Raw genomic sequence first — 19,686 nt, 5'->3', positions numbered from 1 at the left:
TCAGCAGGCCTGAGCCGGAAGGATAGGATGGTGTGAGGTCGGCCGTTCTGATGGGAGATGAGCAGTGAGCGTATCATTCAAAGGTGCTCATTTTCCCAAGGACGTGATCCTGCACGCGGTCTTCTTCTACCTGCGCTACGGCGTGTCCTACCGCGACCTCGAGGAGATCATGGCGGAGCGAGGCGTCACGGTCGATCATGCCACCCTCAACCGGTGGGTGGAGCGGTACGCGGGTCAGGTCGCGGCAGATGCGCGTCGGCGCAAGCGGCCCACAGACAGATCCTGGCACATGGACGAGACCTACATTAAGGTGAGAGGCCAATGGGTCTATCTCTACCGCGCCGTCGACAAGTTCGGGAAGACGCTGGACTTCATGCTCTCGGAGCGCCGGAACAAGCCGTCGGCGATCAAGTTCTTCGCCCGCGCAATGGAGGTAAATGGCCTGCCGCGGAAGATCGTCATCGACAAGAGCGCGGCTAACACCGAAGGCATCAAGGAGATCAACCGGATGTTAAAGCGGTTTGGCTGCCCGGTCCCGATCGAGATGGTGCGGATCAAGTATCTCAACAATCTGGTCGAGCAGGACCACCGCTTTATCAAGCGCCGGGTGAGGCCGATGCTCGGCTTCAAGAGCTTCAAGTCAGCGGCGGCGACCATCGCAGGCATAGAACTGGTCAACATGATCCGCAAGGGCCAGTTCAGGCCCGACCTACGTTCGTTTGAGCAGTACTGCAAGCTTGCCGCCTGAAGCAGGGGAGGTCACTGACCCTCTTCACCTCTTCACCTCTTCACCTCTTCGTAATGTTTGCGACGGAGCCTTCGAGGGACTCGAAGCTGCAGTGGCCGAGCGGAGACACTACAGGACGCCGCTACACCACCTGGCACGCCTTCACGAACGGGAGGATCGACCACATGCACGGCTAATCACGGGCACCGTAAACTGGAGAATCTTAACTCGGCACCTCTTGCGAAACTTCAGTGGGCGATGACAAGCAGCGCTAGTCTTGTGATTAACTCGCGCAGCCGCTGGAGCTCCCTTAGCAACTGTATCTGTCAGGTCGTCGCGCGCATCACGGGCATCGTGACCCGCACCGACCTCATCAGCGCACTGGCCCCGCAGGCGAGCATTGATAATGCCTCATTCGCAACGGCGCGTGGGCAAGGCGTAAGCGGAGGCACTTTGGCCCCTATCTCGTTCTTTTAGCGACATCTAGGATATACGCGGCAAAATCCGGGTCATAGCCAGCTAGAAGAATGTTGAGTCGGCGGCGAAAGTCTTCACGTTTGCACCAGTCTTCCATGTACCGTTCCCAAGATGACCATCTACGCGCCTGCGCTTGCGTCATGTGGTTTGAGTAGGTCAGAACATAAGCTCTCTCAAAAAGTGAAATAAGCAATTGGAAAGTAAGCGTCCGGTGACGCCGCTTAGGTAGTCCGCGGCTTCCATTTCTTTGCAAGCTTGAGGACATCAAGGCGGAGCTCATCAGCGTTCGGGACATGTGGATCAAACGGCTCGCCCGCCCATTCCGTCAGTTCTTCGTGGTCAGGATGTTTTGGGTTGCTGATGGCGCTGAGGAAGTTCTCGTATCCTGGCAGGCCGCCGACGTCCTCGGGCGGGCATTTTCCAATGACGTCGAGCAAGCGGGGATAGAGGTTGCCCGGTATCGGGTCACCGATGATCGTTGCCTCGATTAGATGGACCCAGTGGTCTCCGAAGTCGTAAACATAGCGGATTGGGGTTTTTCCGGCGGTGTCGATGACGTCGGCTAGCCTGGCTTTGGCGACCGGCAACGCGTCGGTGCCGAAGTCCGGATCTGGCAGGCTCCAGCGGGCCTGACCTGCCATGAACTCGTAGAGATGGCAGTTCTCCCATCCCATCGCCCCCTGGATAACGAGGTGTAATCTTTCGAGGCGGATGTTTGTCGACACTTCAAGGGTCCGCGACACGACGGGAGCAATGCCTTCGAGCGTGATCTTGAGATGAGCGATGGTCATGTCGGCAAGGGGTCCTTCTTTATGCCGGCCCGCCAGCGCCACGGCAGCAGGTCGTCGATGTGCGTGATCTTATAGTCCGGAATGCAGGCCAGCGTATCGGCCAGCCAGGCCTGTGGGTCGACGTCGTTCAGCTTGGCGGTTTCGATCAAGGTATAAGCAATGGCCGCAGCGCGGCCGCCGGTCTGGGAGCCGACGAAGAGATAATTCTTCCTTCCGACAGCAACTGACCTCATTGCCCGCTCTGCCGTATTGTTATCCAGCTCCAGAATGCCGTGGTCGAGATATGGTCGGAGCCGCTTCATGCGGGTCAAGGCGTAGCGTATCGCAACTGCCAGCGGCGATTTGCCGGATATGCTGGGTACTTGGGCATTCAGCCAGGCTTCGAGACCATCGAAGATCGGCTTCGCGCTGGCTTGTCTGATCTCTACACGCCGGTCGGGCGGCGATCCACGCGCCTCCTTCTCGACCGCATAAAGCTGCGCGATGCGCCGAATCGCTTCGTCGGCGATGGCCGACCCCTGGGCCCTGTGGACATCGACGAACTTGCGCCGGACATGGGCCATGCAGGCGACCTCGTGAATGTCGCTGGACCGGTAGATGTCCTCGAACCCGGCATAGCCATCGGCGTGCATCCAGCCTTGGTAGCCTGAGAGATGATCCTTGGGGTGCTGGCCCTTCCGATCTGGCGAGAACCGATACCAGCTGCCGGGAGGGACATCGCTCCCCCAGGGCCGCTCGTCGCGCCCATAGGCCCATAGCCGCGCTGTCGCTGTCTTGCCGGTGCCGGGCGCCAGCATCTTGACCGGGGTATCATCGGCAAAGATCGTCTGTCCGGCCAGCACATGGCGCCCGATGGCATCGGCGAGTGGTTCCAGCAGCGCAGTTGACTTGCCGACCCAGTCCGCCAGCGTCGAGCGGTCGAGGTCGAGCCCCTCGCGCTCGAAGATCTGGCTCTGGCGATAGAGCGGCAGATGGTCGGCGTACTTGGAGACCAGGACATGGGCCAGCAGACCGGGACCGGGACGGCCGCGCTCGATCGGACGGGATGGCAAAGGGGCTTGGGTAAAGGCTTCGCAACCGGAACAGGCCATGCGGGGACGGACGATCCGGTTCACGATGAACCGGCCGGGAACGTATTCCAGCTCTTCGGTCACATCCTCGCCGAGGCGGCGCAGCGTCCCACCGCAATGGGCACAGTCCCCGTCGCCGGTGGTCAGCTCGATCTCCTGGCGCGGGATGTGGTCGGGAATGGGACGACGCTTCGGCTTGTCCTTCTCTTCCTCATCCGGCAGGCGCAGCTTTGCAGTCATCTTTGCAATAGAGATCTCGGTTGCCTCGAGCGCCAGTTGAAGTTGCTCGATGGTCTCCGACGACGTGCCAAAGCGATGGCTGCGGTGACCGGCCAGCTGGTGACGCAGCTTCTCTATCAGCATCGCCTGCGACTTCACTTCGGCGAGCAAAAGCGCCGTGAACCGCCGCAGTTCTTCAGGATCTTCCGGCAGGGATTTGGCTACGTCCAGCATAGCCAATCATACCAAAACAAGCGCGAAACAGGAATCCCGAACGTGCTGTCGCGCCTGGTTTATCCCGCCTTGAGCGGCCTCCAGCTCCGCCGCGGCAGGCGCCAGTCGATCCCTTCCAGCAGCATCGCCAGCTGCGCCGGCGTCAGAGCAACCTTGCCCTCCTTTGCCGACGGCCACACGAACCGGCCCCTCTCCAGGCGCTTGCTGAACAGGCATGCGCCTTGGCCGTCCCACCAGATGATCTTGATCAGATCACCGCGCCGGCCGCGGAAGACGAACATGTGACCGGCGAACGGGTCCTGCTTTAGCACTGTCTCCGCTTGGGCCGCGAGCGTCGTGAACCCGCGCCGCATGTCGGTCACGCCTGCCGCCAGCCACACGCGGGTGTTTGCCGGGACAGGGATCATCCGGACAGGCCGCGGATCAGCCGGGCCAGCGCCTCGGGATTATAGGCTCCGCTGATCCGCAGTCGGTGGCCACCCGCTGTATCGATCTCGATCGTGCCTGCCGCAGGCACCGGACCAGCGGCGGCTTTGTTATCGTCGTGCATGGGCCGATCAACGATCTCGACGGGAAGGAAACAGGCCTCATCCGGCTCTGCTGAAGCCTCCGGCGCATAGCGCGGGTCGCGAAGCCAGGTGAATATCAGGTTGGCGTTCATCGAATAGCGACGAGCCACCTGCGCGACCGAGACACCGGGTCCTGTCGTCTGCACACAGATCGACCGCTTCTCATCGTCCGTCCAAAGCCGCTTCGTCCGACGCGCCATCACGCACCCACAGTGTCCACTATCCCATAGTGGACATTATCGATCACACTCTACGCGAGGCAGTGCAGCGACGCCGGACGCTTACATTGGAAAAGTAAAAATAGACGTTCTTCTTGTTCCTCACTCGCATCAAAAAGCGCTTCTCGGGTCCAAAGCCTGAGATCAGAGTTTGACAGCGACAGAGTTAAAAAATCGTCGTATTTTGAAGAAAGAGATTCATAGATATACCTGTCATGATCATCAACTTCTTTCCGCCTTTGCCTCAGGTACAAGAATATTGCGAAAGGAAGGCTGAGCGCCGTAATCATTCTAAATAGTAGCTCAATCTCAGGTGTCATTCTCTCTCAGGCCCTAAATTCAGTTCCTTGACGCCGCGTGGTCTTCGCAATTTTTAGATGCGTTCGTGCAGTGAGTACATGGGAAAGGTGTCTAGGTCTTCGGCCTTAGCTCGATTGTGTGCAACCACACCGACGCGGCGCCGATGATCGCCCCGCAGTGAACAAGCGACACCAGCTATGAACAAGCAGGTGGACGCCAGTTCCTGCTCTATCCCGTGGGGCACTATCTCATAACGGCCTGCTTCTTCTTAAGACGGAAGCCTTTTCAGTCATTTCTTTCTGTGGGTAGCCGATCGACAGTTACATGTTTGGCAGCAGCCCTATATGTGCCTCAGCTCAAGATCTCGGGACATTGATCGCTTCCGGGGTGATTCGATGGCGATGCGAAGAGATGCCTGAAGTCGTGAATGAACATCCGGCAGCGTCTAGCACCCCACGGCCTTGAATTGCATAAAGGCGGCCGACTTTATCGAAACCGCCTCGCACATGTGCTGTCTAGTATTTGCAGACCAACCGATCGACTGCTCGGAGGGACTAAGCCCCTTTGAGAAGAGCAAACTCTTCTTCTGCCGTCTTTGCTACCAGATGATGTCTAGAGTAGAGGAAGAAGTAAGAAGCACCGATAGCGAATATCACAAGAGTTAGAAAGAATGCACGTGGATCGAACGCAAACACACCAGTGAGCGCAATGAGAGACAATACCAGTGAGAGACCGCTGGTTACCGTGCCACCGGGGGTAAGATAAGGGCGGGGGAGGTTTGGCTGCGTCTTCCTTAGTCGGATGTGGCTATAAGACATCAGGGCATAGGAGATGGTCGCGCCCACCACGGCCATGGCGAGCATCAGATCGCCTTGTCCGGACAGTGAGGCAAGAAAGCCAAAGATACCTGGAACGATCAGCGCTCGGGCGGGAACCTTGCGCGCGTTGGTAATAGACAGCCCTGTTGGAAGATAGCCTGCACGGGAAAGGGCAAAAACAAGCCGCGAGTACCCATAGATGATCGAGAAGAAGGATGCGACGAGGCCTGCGAGCGCCAGCACGTTCACCAGCGTAGCAAGCCAGCCAATGCCAACTGCAGCCAGCGCATCAACGAGCGGTACACCCGATTTGCCAATCAACTCAGCTCCGGCGGCGCCCGCCAGAAGCACGGTAACAAGTGCGGCCGTTATCAGCAGGAAGACCATTGCGCCTATGATGCCCCTAGGAACATCGCGGGCCGGATCGCGCGCTTCCTCTGCCGCGAGGGGCACCCCCTCGACAGCCAGGAAGAGCCACATTGCGAAAGGCAGCGCTGCCCAAACCCCATAGATCCCAAATGGCAGGAAAGTAGACGCGCCAAATGCATCAGTGGCCGGGATGTTGAACAGATTTGCAGACTCGAAATGCGGTATCAGCGCTAGTGCCGTGGCAAGAATGGCGAAGACCGCTAAGGCTGAGATCACCATCAGAACTTTGAGTGCTTCGCCAACTCCGGCCAGATGAATCCCGATGAAGACGATATAGAAGAACGCGTAAACGATGGGTCCGTTCAAGCCGATGAGTGACTCGACTGCGGCGCCAATGAAGATAACGATGGCGGCGGGCGCGAGAGCGTACTCGATCAACACGGCGAGGCCTGTAAAGAAGCCTCCGGTAGGTCCCATTGCCTGCCTGGCAAAGCTGTAACCGCCGCCTGCCGCAGGGATTGCCGCGGACATTTCAGCCAACGAGAGAACTAGAGAGAAGTACATGATCGCCATAAGGATAGCGGCGATGACAAAGCCACCCCAGCCCGCCACTCCGATGCCAAAGTTCCATCCGGCAAAGTCGCCTGAAATTACGTATGACACCCCGAGGCCGGTCAGCAGCAGCCATCCGGCGGTGCCGCGCTGCAACTGACGTTTTTCCAAATAGGTCTGGTCGACAGGAATGACGGTCATCGTTTCCATCCCTCTGCAGAGATAGCGACAATACTCGTTGCGCTGTTCCTCCAGCAGGAGGCTGGATCCCCGACACGTCGTTGAATTGTTCCCAACATTCACGTTCTTTCGTTGATGAGGCGACAGACAGCGTCATGAGCATGCAGGTGCGCCCAACTGTGCGCGCCATTATGCAGATGAGGCTTGGTATGTGTGTGCCGTACATGCGGCAGAGCGCTGCCGGCCGAAGGACTGGGACTCTGCCTTGGGCACAGGCAACAGCCGTCTCTGATCCGCTTTTTATTGGATCAGCTTATTTTCGATAAAGACGATGATCTTCAACCGGGTTTGCGGCGGCCTTTGGGGCCGCCGCTTGTCGATCAGAAGAAGCCCAGCTTCTTGGGGCTGTAGCTGACCAGCATGTTCTTGGTCTGCTGGTAGTGGTCCAGCATCATGCGGTGGTTCTCGCGGCCGATCCCCGACTGCTTGTATCCGCCAAAGGCCGCATGGGCCGGATAGGCATGATAGCAGTTGGTCCAGACGCGGCCCGCCTGGATCGCGCGGCCGAAGCGGTAGCAGGTGTTCGCATCGCGCGACCACAGACCGGCACCAAGGCCGTAGAGCGTGTCGTTGGCGATCGACAGCGCCTCGTCATGGTCCTTGAAGGTGGTCACCGACACGACGGGGCCGAAGATCTCTTCCTGGAAGACCCGCATCTTGTTGTGGCCCTTCAGGACGGTCGGCTTGATGTAGTGGCCGCCCGACAGCTCGCCGCCGTGATCGGCCGCCTCGCCGCCGGTCAGCACCTCGGCACCTTCCTTTCGGCCGATGTCGAAGTAGCTGAGGATCTTCTCCTTCTGCTCGCTGGAGGCCTGCGCGCCGATCATCGTGGCGCTGTCGCGCGGGTCGCCCTGCACGATCGCCTCAACGCGCTTCAGCGCGCGCTCCATGAACTGGTCATAGATCTTCTCGTGGATCAGGGCGCGCGAAGGGCAGGTGCAGATCTCGCCCTGGTTCAGCGCGAACATCACGAAGCCCTCGATCGCCTTGTCGAAGAAGTCGTCATCCTCACGGCAGACGTCCTCGTGGAAAATGTTCGGAGACTTTCCGCCCAGCTCCAGCGTGACAGGGATCAGGTTTTGCGACGCGTACTGCATGATCAACCGGCCGGTGGTGGTTTCCCCGGTGAAGGCGATCTTGGCGATGCGCGGGTTTGAGGCCAGCGGCTTGCCCGCCTCCAGACCGAAGCCGTTCACGATGTTCAGAACGCCCGGGGGCAGCAGGTCGGCGATCAGGGTCGCGAAGACCATGATGCCCGCTGGCGTCTGCTCTGCTGGCTTCAGCACCACGCAGTTGCCCGCGGCCAGCGCGGGGGCGAGCTTCCACACCGCCATCAGCAGCGGGAAGTTCCACGGGATGATCTGGCCGACCACGCCCAAGGGCTCGTGGAAGTGATAGGCGATGGTGTCGTGGTCGATCTCGCTGATCCCGCCTTCCTGAGCGCGCAGGACGCCCGCGAAATAGCGGAAATGGTCGATCGCCAGCGGGACGTCGGCGGCCATGGTCTCGCGGATCGGCTTGCCGTTGTCCCAGGTCTCGGCCGTGGCGAGCAGCTCGAGGTTCGCCTCCATCCGGTCTGCAATCCGCAGCAGGATGTTCGACCGCTCAGTGGTCGAGGTGCGGCCCCAGGCATCCTTGGCCTTGTGTGCCGCGTCCAGCGCGGCCTCGATGTCCTCGGCGCCCGAGCGCGCGATCTCGCCGATCTCGCCGCCGGTGATGGGGGTGGTGTTGGTGAAGTATTGGCCCGACTTGGGCGCCATGAACTGGCCGCCAATGAAGTTGTCGTAGCGGGCGGCAAAGGGCATGACGCCCACGCCCTTGAACTCGTGCGTCTGATCGTTCGGCATTGGTATCCTCCTCTGGATATCTTCCGGATCTCCCCATCCGGGTGTGGAACAAGAATCCCCAACAGGGTGATTCGGAGCAACGGGGCGCTTAACGAATTGGGACGGAAGCTGTCTCACTCCCGAGACAGTTACGCGCAATTTTCCCCAATCCTCAGCCGCGCCATGCGCCGGTAAAGCGTTGCCTGGTGCACAGCCTCAGGCCAAGCAGGCGTCAAGGGAACAGCGCTCGATCAGCAGATGTGAATGGTGAACAGAATGCTCATCCTTCGAAGTCAGATGTCGTAAAACTATTTTCCAATATCTGGATTAACATCCTGCGAAACTTGTGGCTTACGTCGCGTTCAGGCTGACAAGGCACTGGGCGGATAGCGACATGTGCCTAATCAAGCTGTTGCGCGACTGCGAGGAGGGGATGTCATGAGCGTTGAAAACCTTCAGAAACACGCAATTCCAGAAGGGTTCGATAACGCCCATATCGGCCCCGGGGACTATGCCAGGCTGTACGCCGAATCGATCAACGACCCTGAGACCTTCTGGGGGCGCGAGGGCAACCGGTTGGACTGGAAAACGCCCTATACCAAGGTGAAGGACACGAACTTCACCCTGGGGCAGGTCAGCATCAAGTGGTTCGAGGATGGGGTGTTGAACGCCTCGGTCAACTGCATCGACCGGCATCTTGGGACTCGCGCAAACCAAACAGCGATCATCTTCGAGCCTGACGATCCTGCAACCCCGGCCCAGCACATCACCTATGCGCAGTTGTCGGAAAAGGTGAACCGCTTCGCCAACGTGCTGCTGAGCCAGGGGGTGATGCGCGGCGACCGTGTCGTGATCTACCTGCCGATGATCCCTGAGGCGGCCTATGCCATGCTGGCCTGCGCCCGGATCGGCGCGATTCATTCAATCGTCTTCGCCGGCTTCTCGCCGGACGCGCTGGCGAACCGGATCAATGACTCGGGCGCGAAGGTCGTTATCACCGCCGACACCGCCCCGCGCGGCGGGCGCCGCACGGCGCTGAAGTCGAACACCGACGCCGCGCTGCTGCACTGCTCGGACAAGGTCCGCTGCCTCGTCGTCAAGCACACGGGCGATCAGACGACCTGGATCGAGGGCCGGGACGTCGACGCGAAGGCGCAGATGGCGGCGGTCGCCCCCGACTGCCCGCCGCGCCCGATGGGGGCCGAAGATCCGCTGTTCATCCTCTATACCTCGGGCTCGACCGGCAAGCCGAAGGGCGTGGTGCACACGACGGGCGGCTACTTGCTCTATGCCGCAATGACGCATCAATACACCTTCGACTATCACGACGGCGACGTCTTCTGGTGCACGGCGGATGTTGGCTGGGTCACCGGGCACAGCTACATCGTCTATGGCCCGCTGGCGAACGGCGCGACCACGATCATGTTCGAGGGCGTGCCGACCTGGCCCGATGCCGGTCGCTTCTGGGAGGTCTGCGCCAAGCACAAGGTGACGCAGTTCTACACGGCGCCGACCGCCATCCGCAGCCTGATGGCCAAGGGAACCGAGCCGGTCGAGAAGCACGACCTGTCCAGCCTTCGCATCCTCGGCACCGTGGGCGAGCCGATCAACCCCGAGGCTTGGAACTGGTACAACGAGCATGTCGGGAAGGGACGCTGCCCCATCGTCGACACCTGGTGGCAGACCGAAACCGGCGGCCACCTGATCACCCCGCTTCCCGGCGCTATCGAGACGAAGCCCGGCTCGGCCACATTGCCCTTCTTCGGGGTGAAGCCCGTCGTTCTGGACCCGACCTCGGCCGAGGTGCTGGAGGGGAACGGAGTCGAGGGCGTCCTGTCCATCGCCGACAGCTGGCCGGGGCAGATGCGGACCCTCTGGGGCGATCACGCGCGCTTCGAAGAAGCCTACTTCCAGCAGTATCCGGGCACCTACTTCACCGGCGACGGCTGCCGGCGGGACGAGGACGGCTATTACTGGATCACCGGCCGCGTTGATGACGTCATCAACGTCAGCGGCCACCGCATGGGCACGGCCGAGGTCGAAAGCGCGCTGGTCGCGCATGACAAGGTCGCCGAGGCCGCGGTCGTTGGCTACCCGCACCCGCTGAAGGGGCAGGGCATCTATGCCTACGTCACGCTGATGAACGGCGTCGAGCCCTCCGAGGATCTGCGCGCCGAGCTGGAGAAATGGGTCCGCACCGAGATCGGGCCCATCGCGAAGCCCGACCTGATCCAGTGGGCGCCGGGCCTGCCCAAGACCCGCTCGGGCAAGATCATGCGCCGCATCCTGCGCAAGATCGCCGAGAACGACTATGACGCGCTTGGCGACATCTCGACCCTGGCCGAGCCAGAGGTGGTGGATGATCTGATCTCAGGCCGCATGAATCGCGGCTGACGCCTTGCGGGGCCGCGGCGACGCCCGCAAGGCGTCCCCAGCCTGCCGTGGGAACCGCGACGCATCCAATTGGGCAAGCGAGGCCGCCACGCAGGACGTTCTCTAACTTTCTTCGCTAACCATTCTCAGGTTCTCAAAAAGTCTTCTGTACTGATAACGTCCCCGTACAAGAATGCCAGTGCGCCCATGATCGTCGCATGCACGTGTGCTGCCGGAGACGTTGCACCGTTGAACTCGACATCGCGGGTCGCGCAGGCATCATGAATAGTCGTGGTTTTGTAGCCTAGATCATTGGCAGCCCGCGTGGTGGCATCCACGCACATGTGACTCATGGCACCGATCACAAGAACTTCCTCAACTCCTTGAGTCTCGAGCAGGTTCTTCAGTTCAGTTTCGCGAAAAGAATTCGCGTAGTTTTTGGTTATGACAGGTTCATCGCCTTGAGGCTCCACCGTCTTGTGGATTTCCGCGCCCTTGCTGCCCGGCGTAAACAGTTCTCCTTCGGGGAATTCATGGCGGATGTTTACCACCAGATCCCCCTTGGCGCGTGCATGAGCTAGAATACGGGCTGCATTGGCGGCCGCGTCTTCGATACCCTGAAGAGGCAGGTTGCCTGTAGGCCAATACTCATTCTGCATATCAACTACGAGAACGGCTCGTTTAGACATAACGGCTCTCCTTTAGAGTGCATGTTGCTCGTCCGGACTCCGCCGGACGGAGAATCTTCGCCTTTGGCAAGACCAAAGGGACGATGCTTTTGATTTAGTGCGTTATATTTGGGTGGCGGCTGTGCTTGCCAGTGAATCCGAGGCCGGCCATGAATACGGATCATGGCCCATCCTGAAACCACTCACTTTACCGTTCGTCCCGGACATGTCGCTGTCGTGCTTGAACCTTGTCTAGTCGATGCAGCCCAGGTCTGAAGTTCTCAAATTTTGCAGATCTCGGATCGGGTCAGGAAACGCTTTTCTCGCCCGTTATCCAGACTGAACATGCCGCCCCTCCCCGGTACGACGTCGATGATCAGGTCGGTGTGCTTCCAGGCCTCGTACTGGCTCTCCGAGATAAAGAAGGGCGCGCCGCCGATTTCGCCCAGCTTCACATCTCGTTCGCCCACTTGGAAATCATCTTGGGGATAACACATGGGCGAGGAGCCGTCGCAGCAGCCGCCGGACTGGTGAAACAGGACAGGCCCGTGATCGGACACAATCTCTTCGATCAGCTTCAATGCCTCGGGAGTTGCGGTGACAGTGCTCATAATTTCCCTCTTCTTGTATGTTCGTCCTAGCTGCAAACAGTTTGGCTCTCCAGTCGGCTACGGATGAACCTACTTGATCGAACGCGAGCGACCCTCGGGGTCTCCCTCTAGAACAAGGACTGAGCTTTTACTTCCAGCTGCATCTGTGGAAGTGAAATTGCGGCTTTAGGCTCTCGATGGAGAGTTTCCAATGGTCCTAAAGCAAGTGATCTTCAACCGGGTTTGCGGCGGCCTTTGGGGCCGCCGCTTGTCGATCAGAAGAAGCCCAGCTTCTTGGGGCTGTAGCTGACCAGCATGTTCTTGGTCTGCTGGTAGTGGTCCAGCATCATGCGGTGGTTCTCGCGGCCGATCCCCGACTGCTTGTATCCGCCAAAGGCCGCATGGGCCGGATAGGCATGATAGCAGTTGGTCCAGACGCGGCCCGCCTGGATCGCGCGGCCGAAGCGGTAGCAGGTGTTCGCATCGCGCGACCACAGACCGGCACCAAGGCCGTAGAGCGTGTCGTTGGCGATCGACAGCGCCTCGTCATGGTCCTTGAAGGTGGTCACCGACACGACGGGGCCGAAGATCTCTTCCTGGAAGACCCGCATCTTGTTGTGGCCCTTCAGGACGGTCGGCTTGATGTAGTGGCCGCCCGACAGCTCGCCGCCGTGATCGGCCGCCTCGCCGCCGGTCAGCACCTCGGCACCTTCCTTTCGGCCGATGTCGAAGTAGCTGAGGATCTTCTCCTTCTGCTCGCTGGAGGCCTGCGCGCCGATCATCGTGGCGCTGTCGCGCGGGTCGCCCTGCACGATCGCCTCAACGCGCTTCAGCGCGCGCTCCATGAACTGGTCATAGATCTTCTCGTGGATCAGGGCGCGCGAAGGGCAGGTGCAGATCTCGCCCTGGTTCAGCGCGAACATCACGAAGCCCTCGATCGCCTTGTCGAAGAAGTCGTCATCCTCACGGCAGACGTCCTCGTGGAAAATGTTCGGAGACTTTCCGCCCAGCTCCAGCGTGACAGGGATCAGGTTTTGCGACGCGTACTGCATGATCAACCGGCCGGTGGTGGTTTCCCCGGTGAAGGCGATCTTGGCGATGCGCGGGTTTGAGGCCAGCGGCTTGCCCGCCTCCAGACCGAAGCCGTTCACGATGTTCAGAACGCCCGGGGGCAGCAGGTCGGCGATCAGGGTCGCGAAGACCATGATGCCCGCTGGCGTCTGCTCTGCTGGCTTCAGCACCACGCAGTTGCCCGCGGCCAGCGCGGGGGCGAGCTTCCACACCGCCATCAGCAGCGGGAAGTTCCACGGGATGATCTGGCCGACCACGCCCAAGGGCTCGTGGAAGTGATAGGCGATGGTGTCGTGGTCGATCTCGCTGATCCCGCCTTCCTGAGCGCGCAGGACGCCCGCGAAATAGCGGAAATGGTCGATCGCCAGCGGGACGTCGGCGGCCATGGTCTCGCGGATCGGCTTGCCGTTGTCCCAGGTCTCGGCCGTGGCGAGCAGCTCGAGGTTCGCCTCCATCCGGTCTGCAATCCGCAGCAGGATGTTCGACCGCTCGGTGGTCGAGGTGCGGCCCCAGGCATCCTTGGCCTTGTGTGCAGCGTCCAGCGCGGCCTCGATGTCCTCGGCGCCCGAGCGCGCGATCTCGCCGATCTCGCCGCCGGTGATGGGGGTGGTGTTGGTGAAGTATTGGCCCGACTTGGGCGCCATGAACTGGCCGCCAATGAAGTTGTCGTAGCGGGCGGCGAAAGGCATGACGCCCACGCCCTTGAACTCGTGCGTCTGATCGTTCGGCATGGTTTTCCTCCTCTGAAGGGTGCCGGATCTCCCCATCCGGGTGTGGAACAAGAATCCCCAACAGGGTGATTCGGAGCAACGGGGCGCTTAACGAATTGGAACGGAAGCTGTCTCACCGATGAGACAGTTACGCGCGATTTTCCCCAATCCTCAGCCGCGCCATGCGCCGGTAAAGCGTTGCCCGTCCGATCCCCAAGGTGCGAGCGGCTTTGGACACATTCCCTTCGGCCCGTGCCAAAGCCCGCACCACAGCGGCCCTTTCCGCACAATCAAGGTCACTGAGGTCGTCCTGGCGGCCCAGCAGGTCGGAGGCCGGGCGCGGGCGGAAGGCACCCTCGCGCTCTAGCCCCAGCACACGGCGCGCTGCGCGGGTAGCGCCAATGGCCAGATCGTCTTTGTCCACCGCCAGCAGCACCGCTTGGTCGCCTTGGTCGTCCGGAGCCACCACAATGCGGGCGTCGGGGAAGCTGGAGCGGAAGTACATCGCCTCGATAGCCTTGGCGGTTTGAGCCACCTGGGCCGAGATCAGGCGGTTGTAACGCTCAGTCTGTTCCACCCGAGCACTGCTGACGTCCAGTGCGGCCAACAGCCGCCCATCCGGCCCCCAGATGGGCGCATCCATGCAGGACATGCCGGTATTGCGGGTGCGAAAATGTTCTTCACGATGAATAGTGACCTGCCGCCCCTCGACAAGACAGGTGCCGATACCGTTAGTTCCTTGCGCGGCCTCTGACCAGTCGGCTCCCTTCCACAGGCCCCAGTTGCGGAACTGCTCTGCATCCGCCTCCGACACGCGCTGGTCCAGAACCACCCCCTGCGAGTCGGTCAGCAGCACGTTGCAGCCTGACAGGCCGACAACGGTATAAAGCTGGTCTAGCTGCGGCGCCGCGACATGCAGAAAGCTCGCCATGGCCTGCTGGCGCTCGGCCAGCTCGACCCCGGATAGGCGTTCGGGAGGGCGATGATCGGCCGGGTCCAGCCCATGCTTCACCATCGACCGCCGCCACGATACTGCCAGAGCCGATGTCGCACTGTAGGACTGCGACTGTGTGGCCACTGCGTCCGCATGATTGCGCTTCGTCATGGATCATCCTCCGTGTCACCACGGGACGGCTTACTGGGGGCGTTGAACGACTTGAGTTGCCCCCTAACAGAGCCTCCCTTAGCACATCTGTCGCTCCCGCTCGCCAGGATAGTTTGACTAGTGGCTTATCAGAAAATTCGGGCGCTCCTCGATTGCGACCAGTGCTTCCGCTTCGTCTTTCAGCTGCACCCCTGTCAGTCCCAGCTTATGCGCTTGCGTCATAAGGAAGATCAGCTTGTGAGTTGCTTCGGCGTAGGACAAGCCTGCCACACGCACGTTTGAAATGCAGTTGCGGGCTTCATCCGTCAAGCCGACGCGCGGGCCGTGAGTAAGATAGAGGCCCATGCTGTCGGGCGAACTGAGGCCAGGACGCTCCCCAATCAATACCAAGACCATCCGCGCCCCCAAGGCAGCACCAACCTCGTCGCCAACGGCCACGCGCGCCTGCGTCACGATTGAGAGTGGGCCTAGGCTCCAACCCTGTGCCTGCAGGAGCGGCAGGGCCTGCGACAGGAAGGGCACGGCGTTGGCCGCGATCGCGGTCGCTGAAAGGCCATCGCCGATAACTACGGCCACGTCACACCCACCGGGAACCGGCGCCAAGGTTGTCCGGGATAAGTCTGCGAGACGCCGCCCCAGATCAGGGCGCTGCAAGTAGACGGCGCGACTTTCCGCAGCACTTTGCAAGGACAGGACAGGCAGGCCTAATGGGGCCAGCTGCGCGATCAGGGACGGCACGTCCAGAGCCAAGTGCACCGCCTTGCGGGCGCGGGCATGGGCCAGCTGAAAATCCAAGTGCGGTTTGGTGGGCAGGCTGGTGCCCGCCCGCCCGAGGGCAATGCGTGCAGGGGTCAAATTGCGTAGGGCTGACCAAGGAGTGTGGGTGACGCCGTCCTTGCTCATGCTGCACCTTCAAGAGCTGCGCGGAACATTCCGGGCAGCTGGTTAGCCATGCGCCCCTGTGCATCGAAGATGCCGCTGCCCTGAAGCCAAGCCTCGAATTCGGGCGCAGGACGCAGGTTGAGAGCCTTGCGAACATAAAGGGCGTCATGGAACGAGGTCGTCTGATAGTTCAGCATCACGTCGTCCGAACCCGGAATGCCCATGATGAACGTGATCCCTGCCACTCCCAGCACCGTCAGCAAGGTGTCCATGTCGTTCTGATCAGCCTCGGCATGGTTCGTGTAGCAGATGTCGCAGCCCATCGGCAGGCCCAGAAGCTTGCCGCAGAAATGGTCCTCCAGCCCCGCACGAAGGATCTGGCGGCCATCGTAAAGATACTCGGGTCCAATGAAGCCGACTACAGTGTTCACCAGAAGCGGCTTGCTGACGCGCGCCACCGCATAGGCACGCGCCTCAAGCGTCTGCTGATCGACTCCGTGATGTGCGTTGGCCGACAAAGCCGAGCCTTGACCTGTCTCCAGATACATAACGTTGTCGCCGACCGTTCCCCGGCCTTGAGACAAAGCCGCCTCCCGCCCTTCAGCAAGCACCGCGAGGTCAATGCCGAAACTGCGATTGGCCGCCTCGGTTCCGGCAATGGACTGGAAGACCAGATCCACCGGAACCTTGCGGCGGATCAGCTCAATGGAGTTGGTGACATGCGTCAGAACGCAGGATTGAGTAGGAATCTCATAACGTGCGATTACATCATCCAACATGTGGAGGAGCTTGGTAACCGCAGGCAAGGAATCGGAGGCCGGGTTGATGCCGATAACAGCATCCCCGTTGCCAAACATCAGCCCGTCGAGGGTTGAGGCGGCAATGCCTGCCGGATCATCGGTCGGATGGTTCGGTTGCAGGCGCGTCGAGAGCCGGCCCTGCAGGCCAATCGTGTTGCGGAACTTCGTCGTGACTTGGACCTTGCGCGCAATCAGGATCAGGTCCTGGTTGCGGCAGATTTTGCTTACAGCCGCCACCATCTCGGGCGTCAGGCCGGGAGCCAGTGCGGCCAGCGCTGCGCTGTCTGCTTCATCCGACAGCAGCCAGTCGCGGAAGCCGCCAACGGTCAGATGAGCCACCGGTGCGAAAGCGCGCGTGTCATGAGTGTCAATGATCAGGCGCGTGACCTCGTCGGTGTCGTAAGGAACGACAACATCATGCAGAAAGGAGGTCAGCGGAAGGTCGGCCAGGGCCAGCTGCGCTGCCGCGCGTTCCTCATCATCGCCTGCAGCTATCCCGGCCAAATGGTCGCCCGAGCGCTCCGGGCTGGCCTTCGCCAGCAACTCGGCCAGGGTTGCGAAACGCCAGGTCTGACCTCCGAACGAGTGTGCATAGGTTGGCATTACGTGCTCCTTTCCTTTGCTTTCAGAGGGAGGACAGGCGCCCTCTGTGATGATCCGGTCAGCCGATCTCGCGCTCGATCTACAGGTCCAGCGTTGCATCGAGGCAATGCGGCTCAAACTTGCGAAACGAGACGTCGCCCTGGCACCGGGACGACCTCACCGTTGTCGGGTGAACGATTCGAAACAATCTAGTGACGCGCACTGAAGTGCTGAAGATGTCTCACCCCTGAGACAGTCGCGAACATTTTTTGCTGATCTGAGCTCCGGTACGGCCTAGGCTCCGCCTCATTAACATTTGCAGAGTGTACCACGGCAGGACTAGATGAGGCGCTCCTAGTCGTCCGCAACATCAGGTACTGCAGAAGGCAGCTCTACAACCTCGACCAACACCTTTTTGCTTATATGATCGATTACAATGAATGCCCCATGCGACTCGCTGACCCGTCAACCGCTAGTTTGCAATGATCCGATCTTTTCTTCGTCTGCCTCAGCCTCACCGTCTAGTGGAGCGATGCCGGCAAGCTTCATGGTAGCGGCAGACCCCTAGTCCTCGCTTGAAAGCAGGTGAGTTACTTCCTTTTGCTGACCATGTGGTGGAAGCTAAGGTTCAGCCCTAGCATCTGACTGTGACACCAGTCGCATTGCATGATTTGTGCAAACCTGCACGCAAAGTTAATCTGGACTTGGAAACATGCCTCCTTTCGTCTTACTCGGATTCGCTATCCTCAGCGAAGTAATCGCTACAACCGCCTTGAAGTCAGTTGAAGGCTTCACTCGGCTCGGCCCGTCGCTTATCGTCGTCGGGGGGTACTCCCTGGCTTTTTATCTCCTTTCTCAGGTGCTCGACCATATTGCGGTAGGCACGGCCTACGCAGTCTGGGCTGGTGGCGGTATCGTTCTAGTGGCTCTAGCTGCATGGGCCGTTTATGGGCAACGCCCTGACGCTGCAGGGTTCTTTGGTATCGGACTGATTGTTGCGGGCGTGCTTGTTCTGAATTTAGTTTCGGACACGAGCGCCCACTGACAGCACTATTGCTGTTCTCTTGGTGCTGCTTGGATGTTGAGCCTGTCGTCCCAGGTTTTCTTGACCGTGACTTCGAGATTGAACGGAAACAGGCATTTGTTTCGAAGGTTGCTGACCGATTTCGCAACTTGCCGCAGGGGCGCATAAAGGGCTCCATCATATGGACAGGCTTCATGAGCAGCGCCTAGTTATACGTTGAAAGCCGACCTCTGCCCTGGTGCAGAGGAGTGTTGGTCAGATGACAGGTATGCGGCCTAAGAACCCGTGCTGTTCGCTAAGGGGGTTCTGCGCTAGCCGCTTGTCCGGGGCGGGCGGGAGCGATAGACGGGCAGCTGCCAGCCAAACAGCAGGCTGCCTGCGCGCAGACTCCACACCATCAGCGCGCAGGCAATCAAGGCATGTGGCCGCACCAGCCCCAGCCATGCCAGTGTAACGGCGACCAGCGCCCCCCGAAGGCTGCCGTCAGATACAGCTCGCCCTGTTTCAGGACCAGCGGCACCTCGTTGCCCACCACGTCGCGCATCAGCCCACCGAATGTACCGATCACGACCCCCATGATAACCACAATAACTGGGCCAAAACCGCCTTCCATCGCCACCCCACACCGGCCGCGGCGGCCACGGCCAGTGCAACGCTGTCCAACCAGATCAACCAAGTGTAGCGACTCTCGAAGAGATGTGCGGTCCAGAAGACGACCAGCGCCGCCGCCGCCGCGAGGACCACGTAGGCGGGCTGTGAGGGTCCTGTAATGAACCGCGAGCCAGGAAACCTTTCGCCTGACACAAATGAACCCGCAATCGGGCGCGCTTGATGGTACAGGCGCCGTAAGGTCATGCTGTACAACGGATACTGAGCCTGGTTCCAGTGTGCAGGCACGTCTTATGAAGAGCGCCGGCCGCCTAGCTGGCTTGCTCTGCGAGCCACCCGTTGACCCCTGCCTGAGCAACGGCCAAATCCTGTTCCGGCGTTCCAGAGGACACGCCGATGCCTCCAACCACTTGTCCATTCCAAGAGATCGGCAAGCCACCGCCCACAACCATCAGCCGCCCGCCTATAGCGGAGTTGATGCCATAAGCTGGAGCTCCGGGCTGGCTGGATACCCCATACTCGTGGGTCGCCTTCTTGGCAGCGGCCGCTGTGAATGCCTTGTCGATAGCGATGGTGGTTGAAGTTACTTTACCGCCCTCCATCCGCTCAAAGGCGACGAGCTGGCCACTTTCGTCGGTGATGGCAATGCACATCGGAACACCGATCTGGTCCGCATGGGCCGCGGCACTAGCGATCAGCTTGTGGGCGTCGTTCAGATCGATCCGAGTCACAGTCTTCATGTTATTCTCCTCAGGATGCCTTTGCTGCGCAAGGCAGGGCATGCAGCGGTGGATGGGTTCAGCGGCTGGTCTTATTTCAAAGAACTGGCCAAGTTGAATTGAGTTGGAGAGATGGGAGCCGT

16 protein-coding genes and 1 pseudogene are annotated in these 19,686 nt (G+C 60.3%); 3 read left to right on the top strand and 14 right to left on the bottom strand.

All coding sequences use genetic code 11. The features are described from left to right. Positions 1-64 precede the first annotated feature (64 nt). Complete coding sequence (locus EOJ32_RS17210) at positions 65-748, top strand: IS6 family transposase (RefSeq protein ID WP_127899610.1); 684 nt, start codon at positions 65-67, stop codon at positions 746-748. A 677-nt stretch (positions 749-1,425) separates the two neighbouring features. Here EOJ32_RS17210 and EOJ32_RS17205 read toward each other — a convergent pair. The 6 genes from EOJ32_RS17205 to adh (EOJ32_RS17180) form a co-directional block, all read right to left on the bottom strand. Then, positions 1,426-1,995, bottom strand: a complete 570-nt coding sequence (locus tag EOJ32_RS17205; RefSeq protein ID WP_127899609.1) for a plasmid pRiA4b ORF-3 family protein — start codon at positions 1,993-1,995, stop codon at positions 1,426-1,428. Next, positions 1,992-3,518, bottom strand: coding sequence for an IS66 family transposase (locus EOJ32_RS17200; protein ID WP_127899608.1), 1,527 nt, complete (start codon positions 3,516-3,518; stop codon positions 1,992-1,994). Before EOJ32_RS17200 ends, EOJ32_RS17205 begins: the two co-directional genes overlap by 4 nt. A gap of 59 nt (positions 3,519-3,577) precedes the next feature. After that, positions 3,578-3,925, bottom strand: a complete 348-nt coding sequence (tnpB, locus tag EOJ32_RS17195; RefSeq protein ID WP_127899607.1) for an IS66 family insertion sequence element accessory protein TnpB — start codon at positions 3,923-3,925, stop codon at positions 3,578-3,580. Beyond that, a complete protein-coding gene (locus EOJ32_RS17190) occupies positions 3,922-4,287 on the bottom strand; it encodes a transposase (protein WP_127899606.1) in 366 nt (121 codons plus the stop codon). The genes tnpB and EOJ32_RS17190 overlap by 4 nt, the downstream gene beginning before the upstream one ends. Before the next feature lie 872 nt (positions 4,288-5,159). Continuing rightward, complete coding sequence (gene eat, locus EOJ32_RS17185; protein WP_127899605.1) at positions 5,160-6,545, bottom strand: ethanolamine permease; 1,386 nt, start codon at positions 6,543-6,545, stop codon at positions 5,160-5,162. Between the two features lie 359 nt (positions 6,546-6,904). Continuing rightward, positions 6,905-8,431, bottom strand: a complete 1,527-nt coding sequence (gene adh / locus EOJ32_RS17180) for an aldehyde dehydrogenase (RefSeq protein WP_127899601.1) — start codon at positions 8,429-8,431, stop codon at positions 6,905-6,907. Positions 8,432-8,848: 417 nt separating this feature from the next. Here adh (EOJ32_RS17180) and acs point away from each other — a divergent pair, with 417 nt between their 5' ends. Further along, on the top strand, positions 8,849-10,804 hold the full coding sequence (acs, locus tag EOJ32_RS17175) for an acetate--CoA ligase (protein ID WP_127899604.1): 1,956 nt from the start codon (positions 8,849-8,851) through the stop codon (positions 10,802-10,804). A 125-nt stretch (positions 10,805-10,929) separates the two neighbouring features. Here acs and EOJ32_RS17170 read toward each other — a convergent pair whose 3' ends face one another. The 6 genes from EOJ32_RS17170 to EOJ32_RS17145 all read right to left on the bottom strand — a co-directional run bounded on the left by EOJ32_RS17170 (position 10,930) and on the right by EOJ32_RS17145 (position 17,212). Next, positions 10,930-11,472 carry a cysteine hydrolase family protein gene (locus EOJ32_RS17170; protein WP_127899603.1) on the bottom strand — a complete coding sequence of 181 codons (543 nt, stop codon included), beginning with the start codon at positions 11,470-11,472 and terminating at the stop codon, positions 10,930-10,932. 260 nt (positions 11,473-11,732) lie between these two features. After that, complete coding sequence (locus tag EOJ32_RS17165; protein ID WP_127899602.1) at positions 11,733-12,062, bottom strand: DUF779 domain-containing protein; 330 nt, start codon at positions 12,060-12,062, stop codon at positions 11,733-11,735. 254 nt (positions 12,063-12,316) lie between these two features. After that, positions 12,317-13,843, bottom strand: coding sequence for an aldehyde dehydrogenase (gene adh, locus EOJ32_RS17160; protein WP_127899601.1), 1,527 nt, complete (start codon positions 13,841-13,843; stop codon positions 12,317-12,319). Positions 13,844-13,970: 127 nt separating this feature from the next. Next, a complete protein-coding gene (locus tag EOJ32_RS17155; protein ID WP_205963227.1) occupies positions 13,971-14,927 on the bottom strand; it encodes a GAF domain-containing protein in 957 nt (318 codons plus the stop codon). 117 nt (positions 14,928-15,044) lie between these two features. Further along, the gene (gene eutC / locus EOJ32_RS17150) at positions 15,045-15,830 is read right to left on the bottom strand and encodes an ethanolamine ammonia-lyase subunit EutC (RefSeq protein ID WP_127899600.1); all 786 of its coding nucleotides are present in this window, start codon (positions 15,828-15,830) and stop codon (positions 15,045-15,047) included. Then, positions 15,827-17,212: an ethanolamine ammonia-lyase subunit EutB gene (locus tag EOJ32_RS17145; RefSeq protein WP_127899599.1), complete on the bottom strand. Its 1,386-nt coding sequence runs from the start codon at positions 17,210-17,212 to the stop codon at positions 15,827-15,829. The genes eutC and EOJ32_RS17145 overlap by 4 nt, the downstream gene beginning before the upstream one ends. A 691-nt stretch (positions 17,213-17,903) precedes the next feature. Between EOJ32_RS17145 and EOJ32_RS17140 the strand changes: the two genes are divergently transcribed. Then, positions 17,904-18,236 carry an SMR family transporter gene (locus tag EOJ32_RS17140; RefSeq protein ID WP_127899598.1) on the top strand — a complete coding sequence of 111 codons (333 nt, stop codon included), beginning with the start codon at positions 17,904-17,906 and terminating at the stop codon, positions 18,234-18,236. Between the two features lie 290 nt (positions 18,237-18,526). Here EOJ32_RS17140 and EOJ32_RS17135 read toward each other — a convergent pair. Both EOJ32_RS17135 and EOJ32_RS17130 read right to left on the bottom strand, forming a co-directional pair. After that, positions 18,527-18,968, bottom strand: a pseudogene (locus EOJ32_RS17135) (trimeric intracellular cation channel family protein); the annotation flags it as partial. A gap of 167 nt (positions 18,969-19,135) precedes the next feature. After that, positions 19,136-19,564, bottom strand: a complete 429-nt coding sequence (locus tag EOJ32_RS17130; protein WP_127899597.1) for a heme-binding protein — start codon at positions 19,562-19,564, stop codon at positions 19,136-19,138. Positions 19,565-19,686: the final 122 nt, after the last annotated feature.

Source organism: Paracoccus sp. Arc7-R13 (assembly GCF_004010775.1).
GTDB lineage: Bacteria > Pseudomonadota > Alphaproteobacteria > Rhodobacterales > Rhodobacteraceae > Paracoccus > Paracoccus marcusii.
This window is presented reverse-complemented; position numbering and strand designations above follow the sequence as displayed.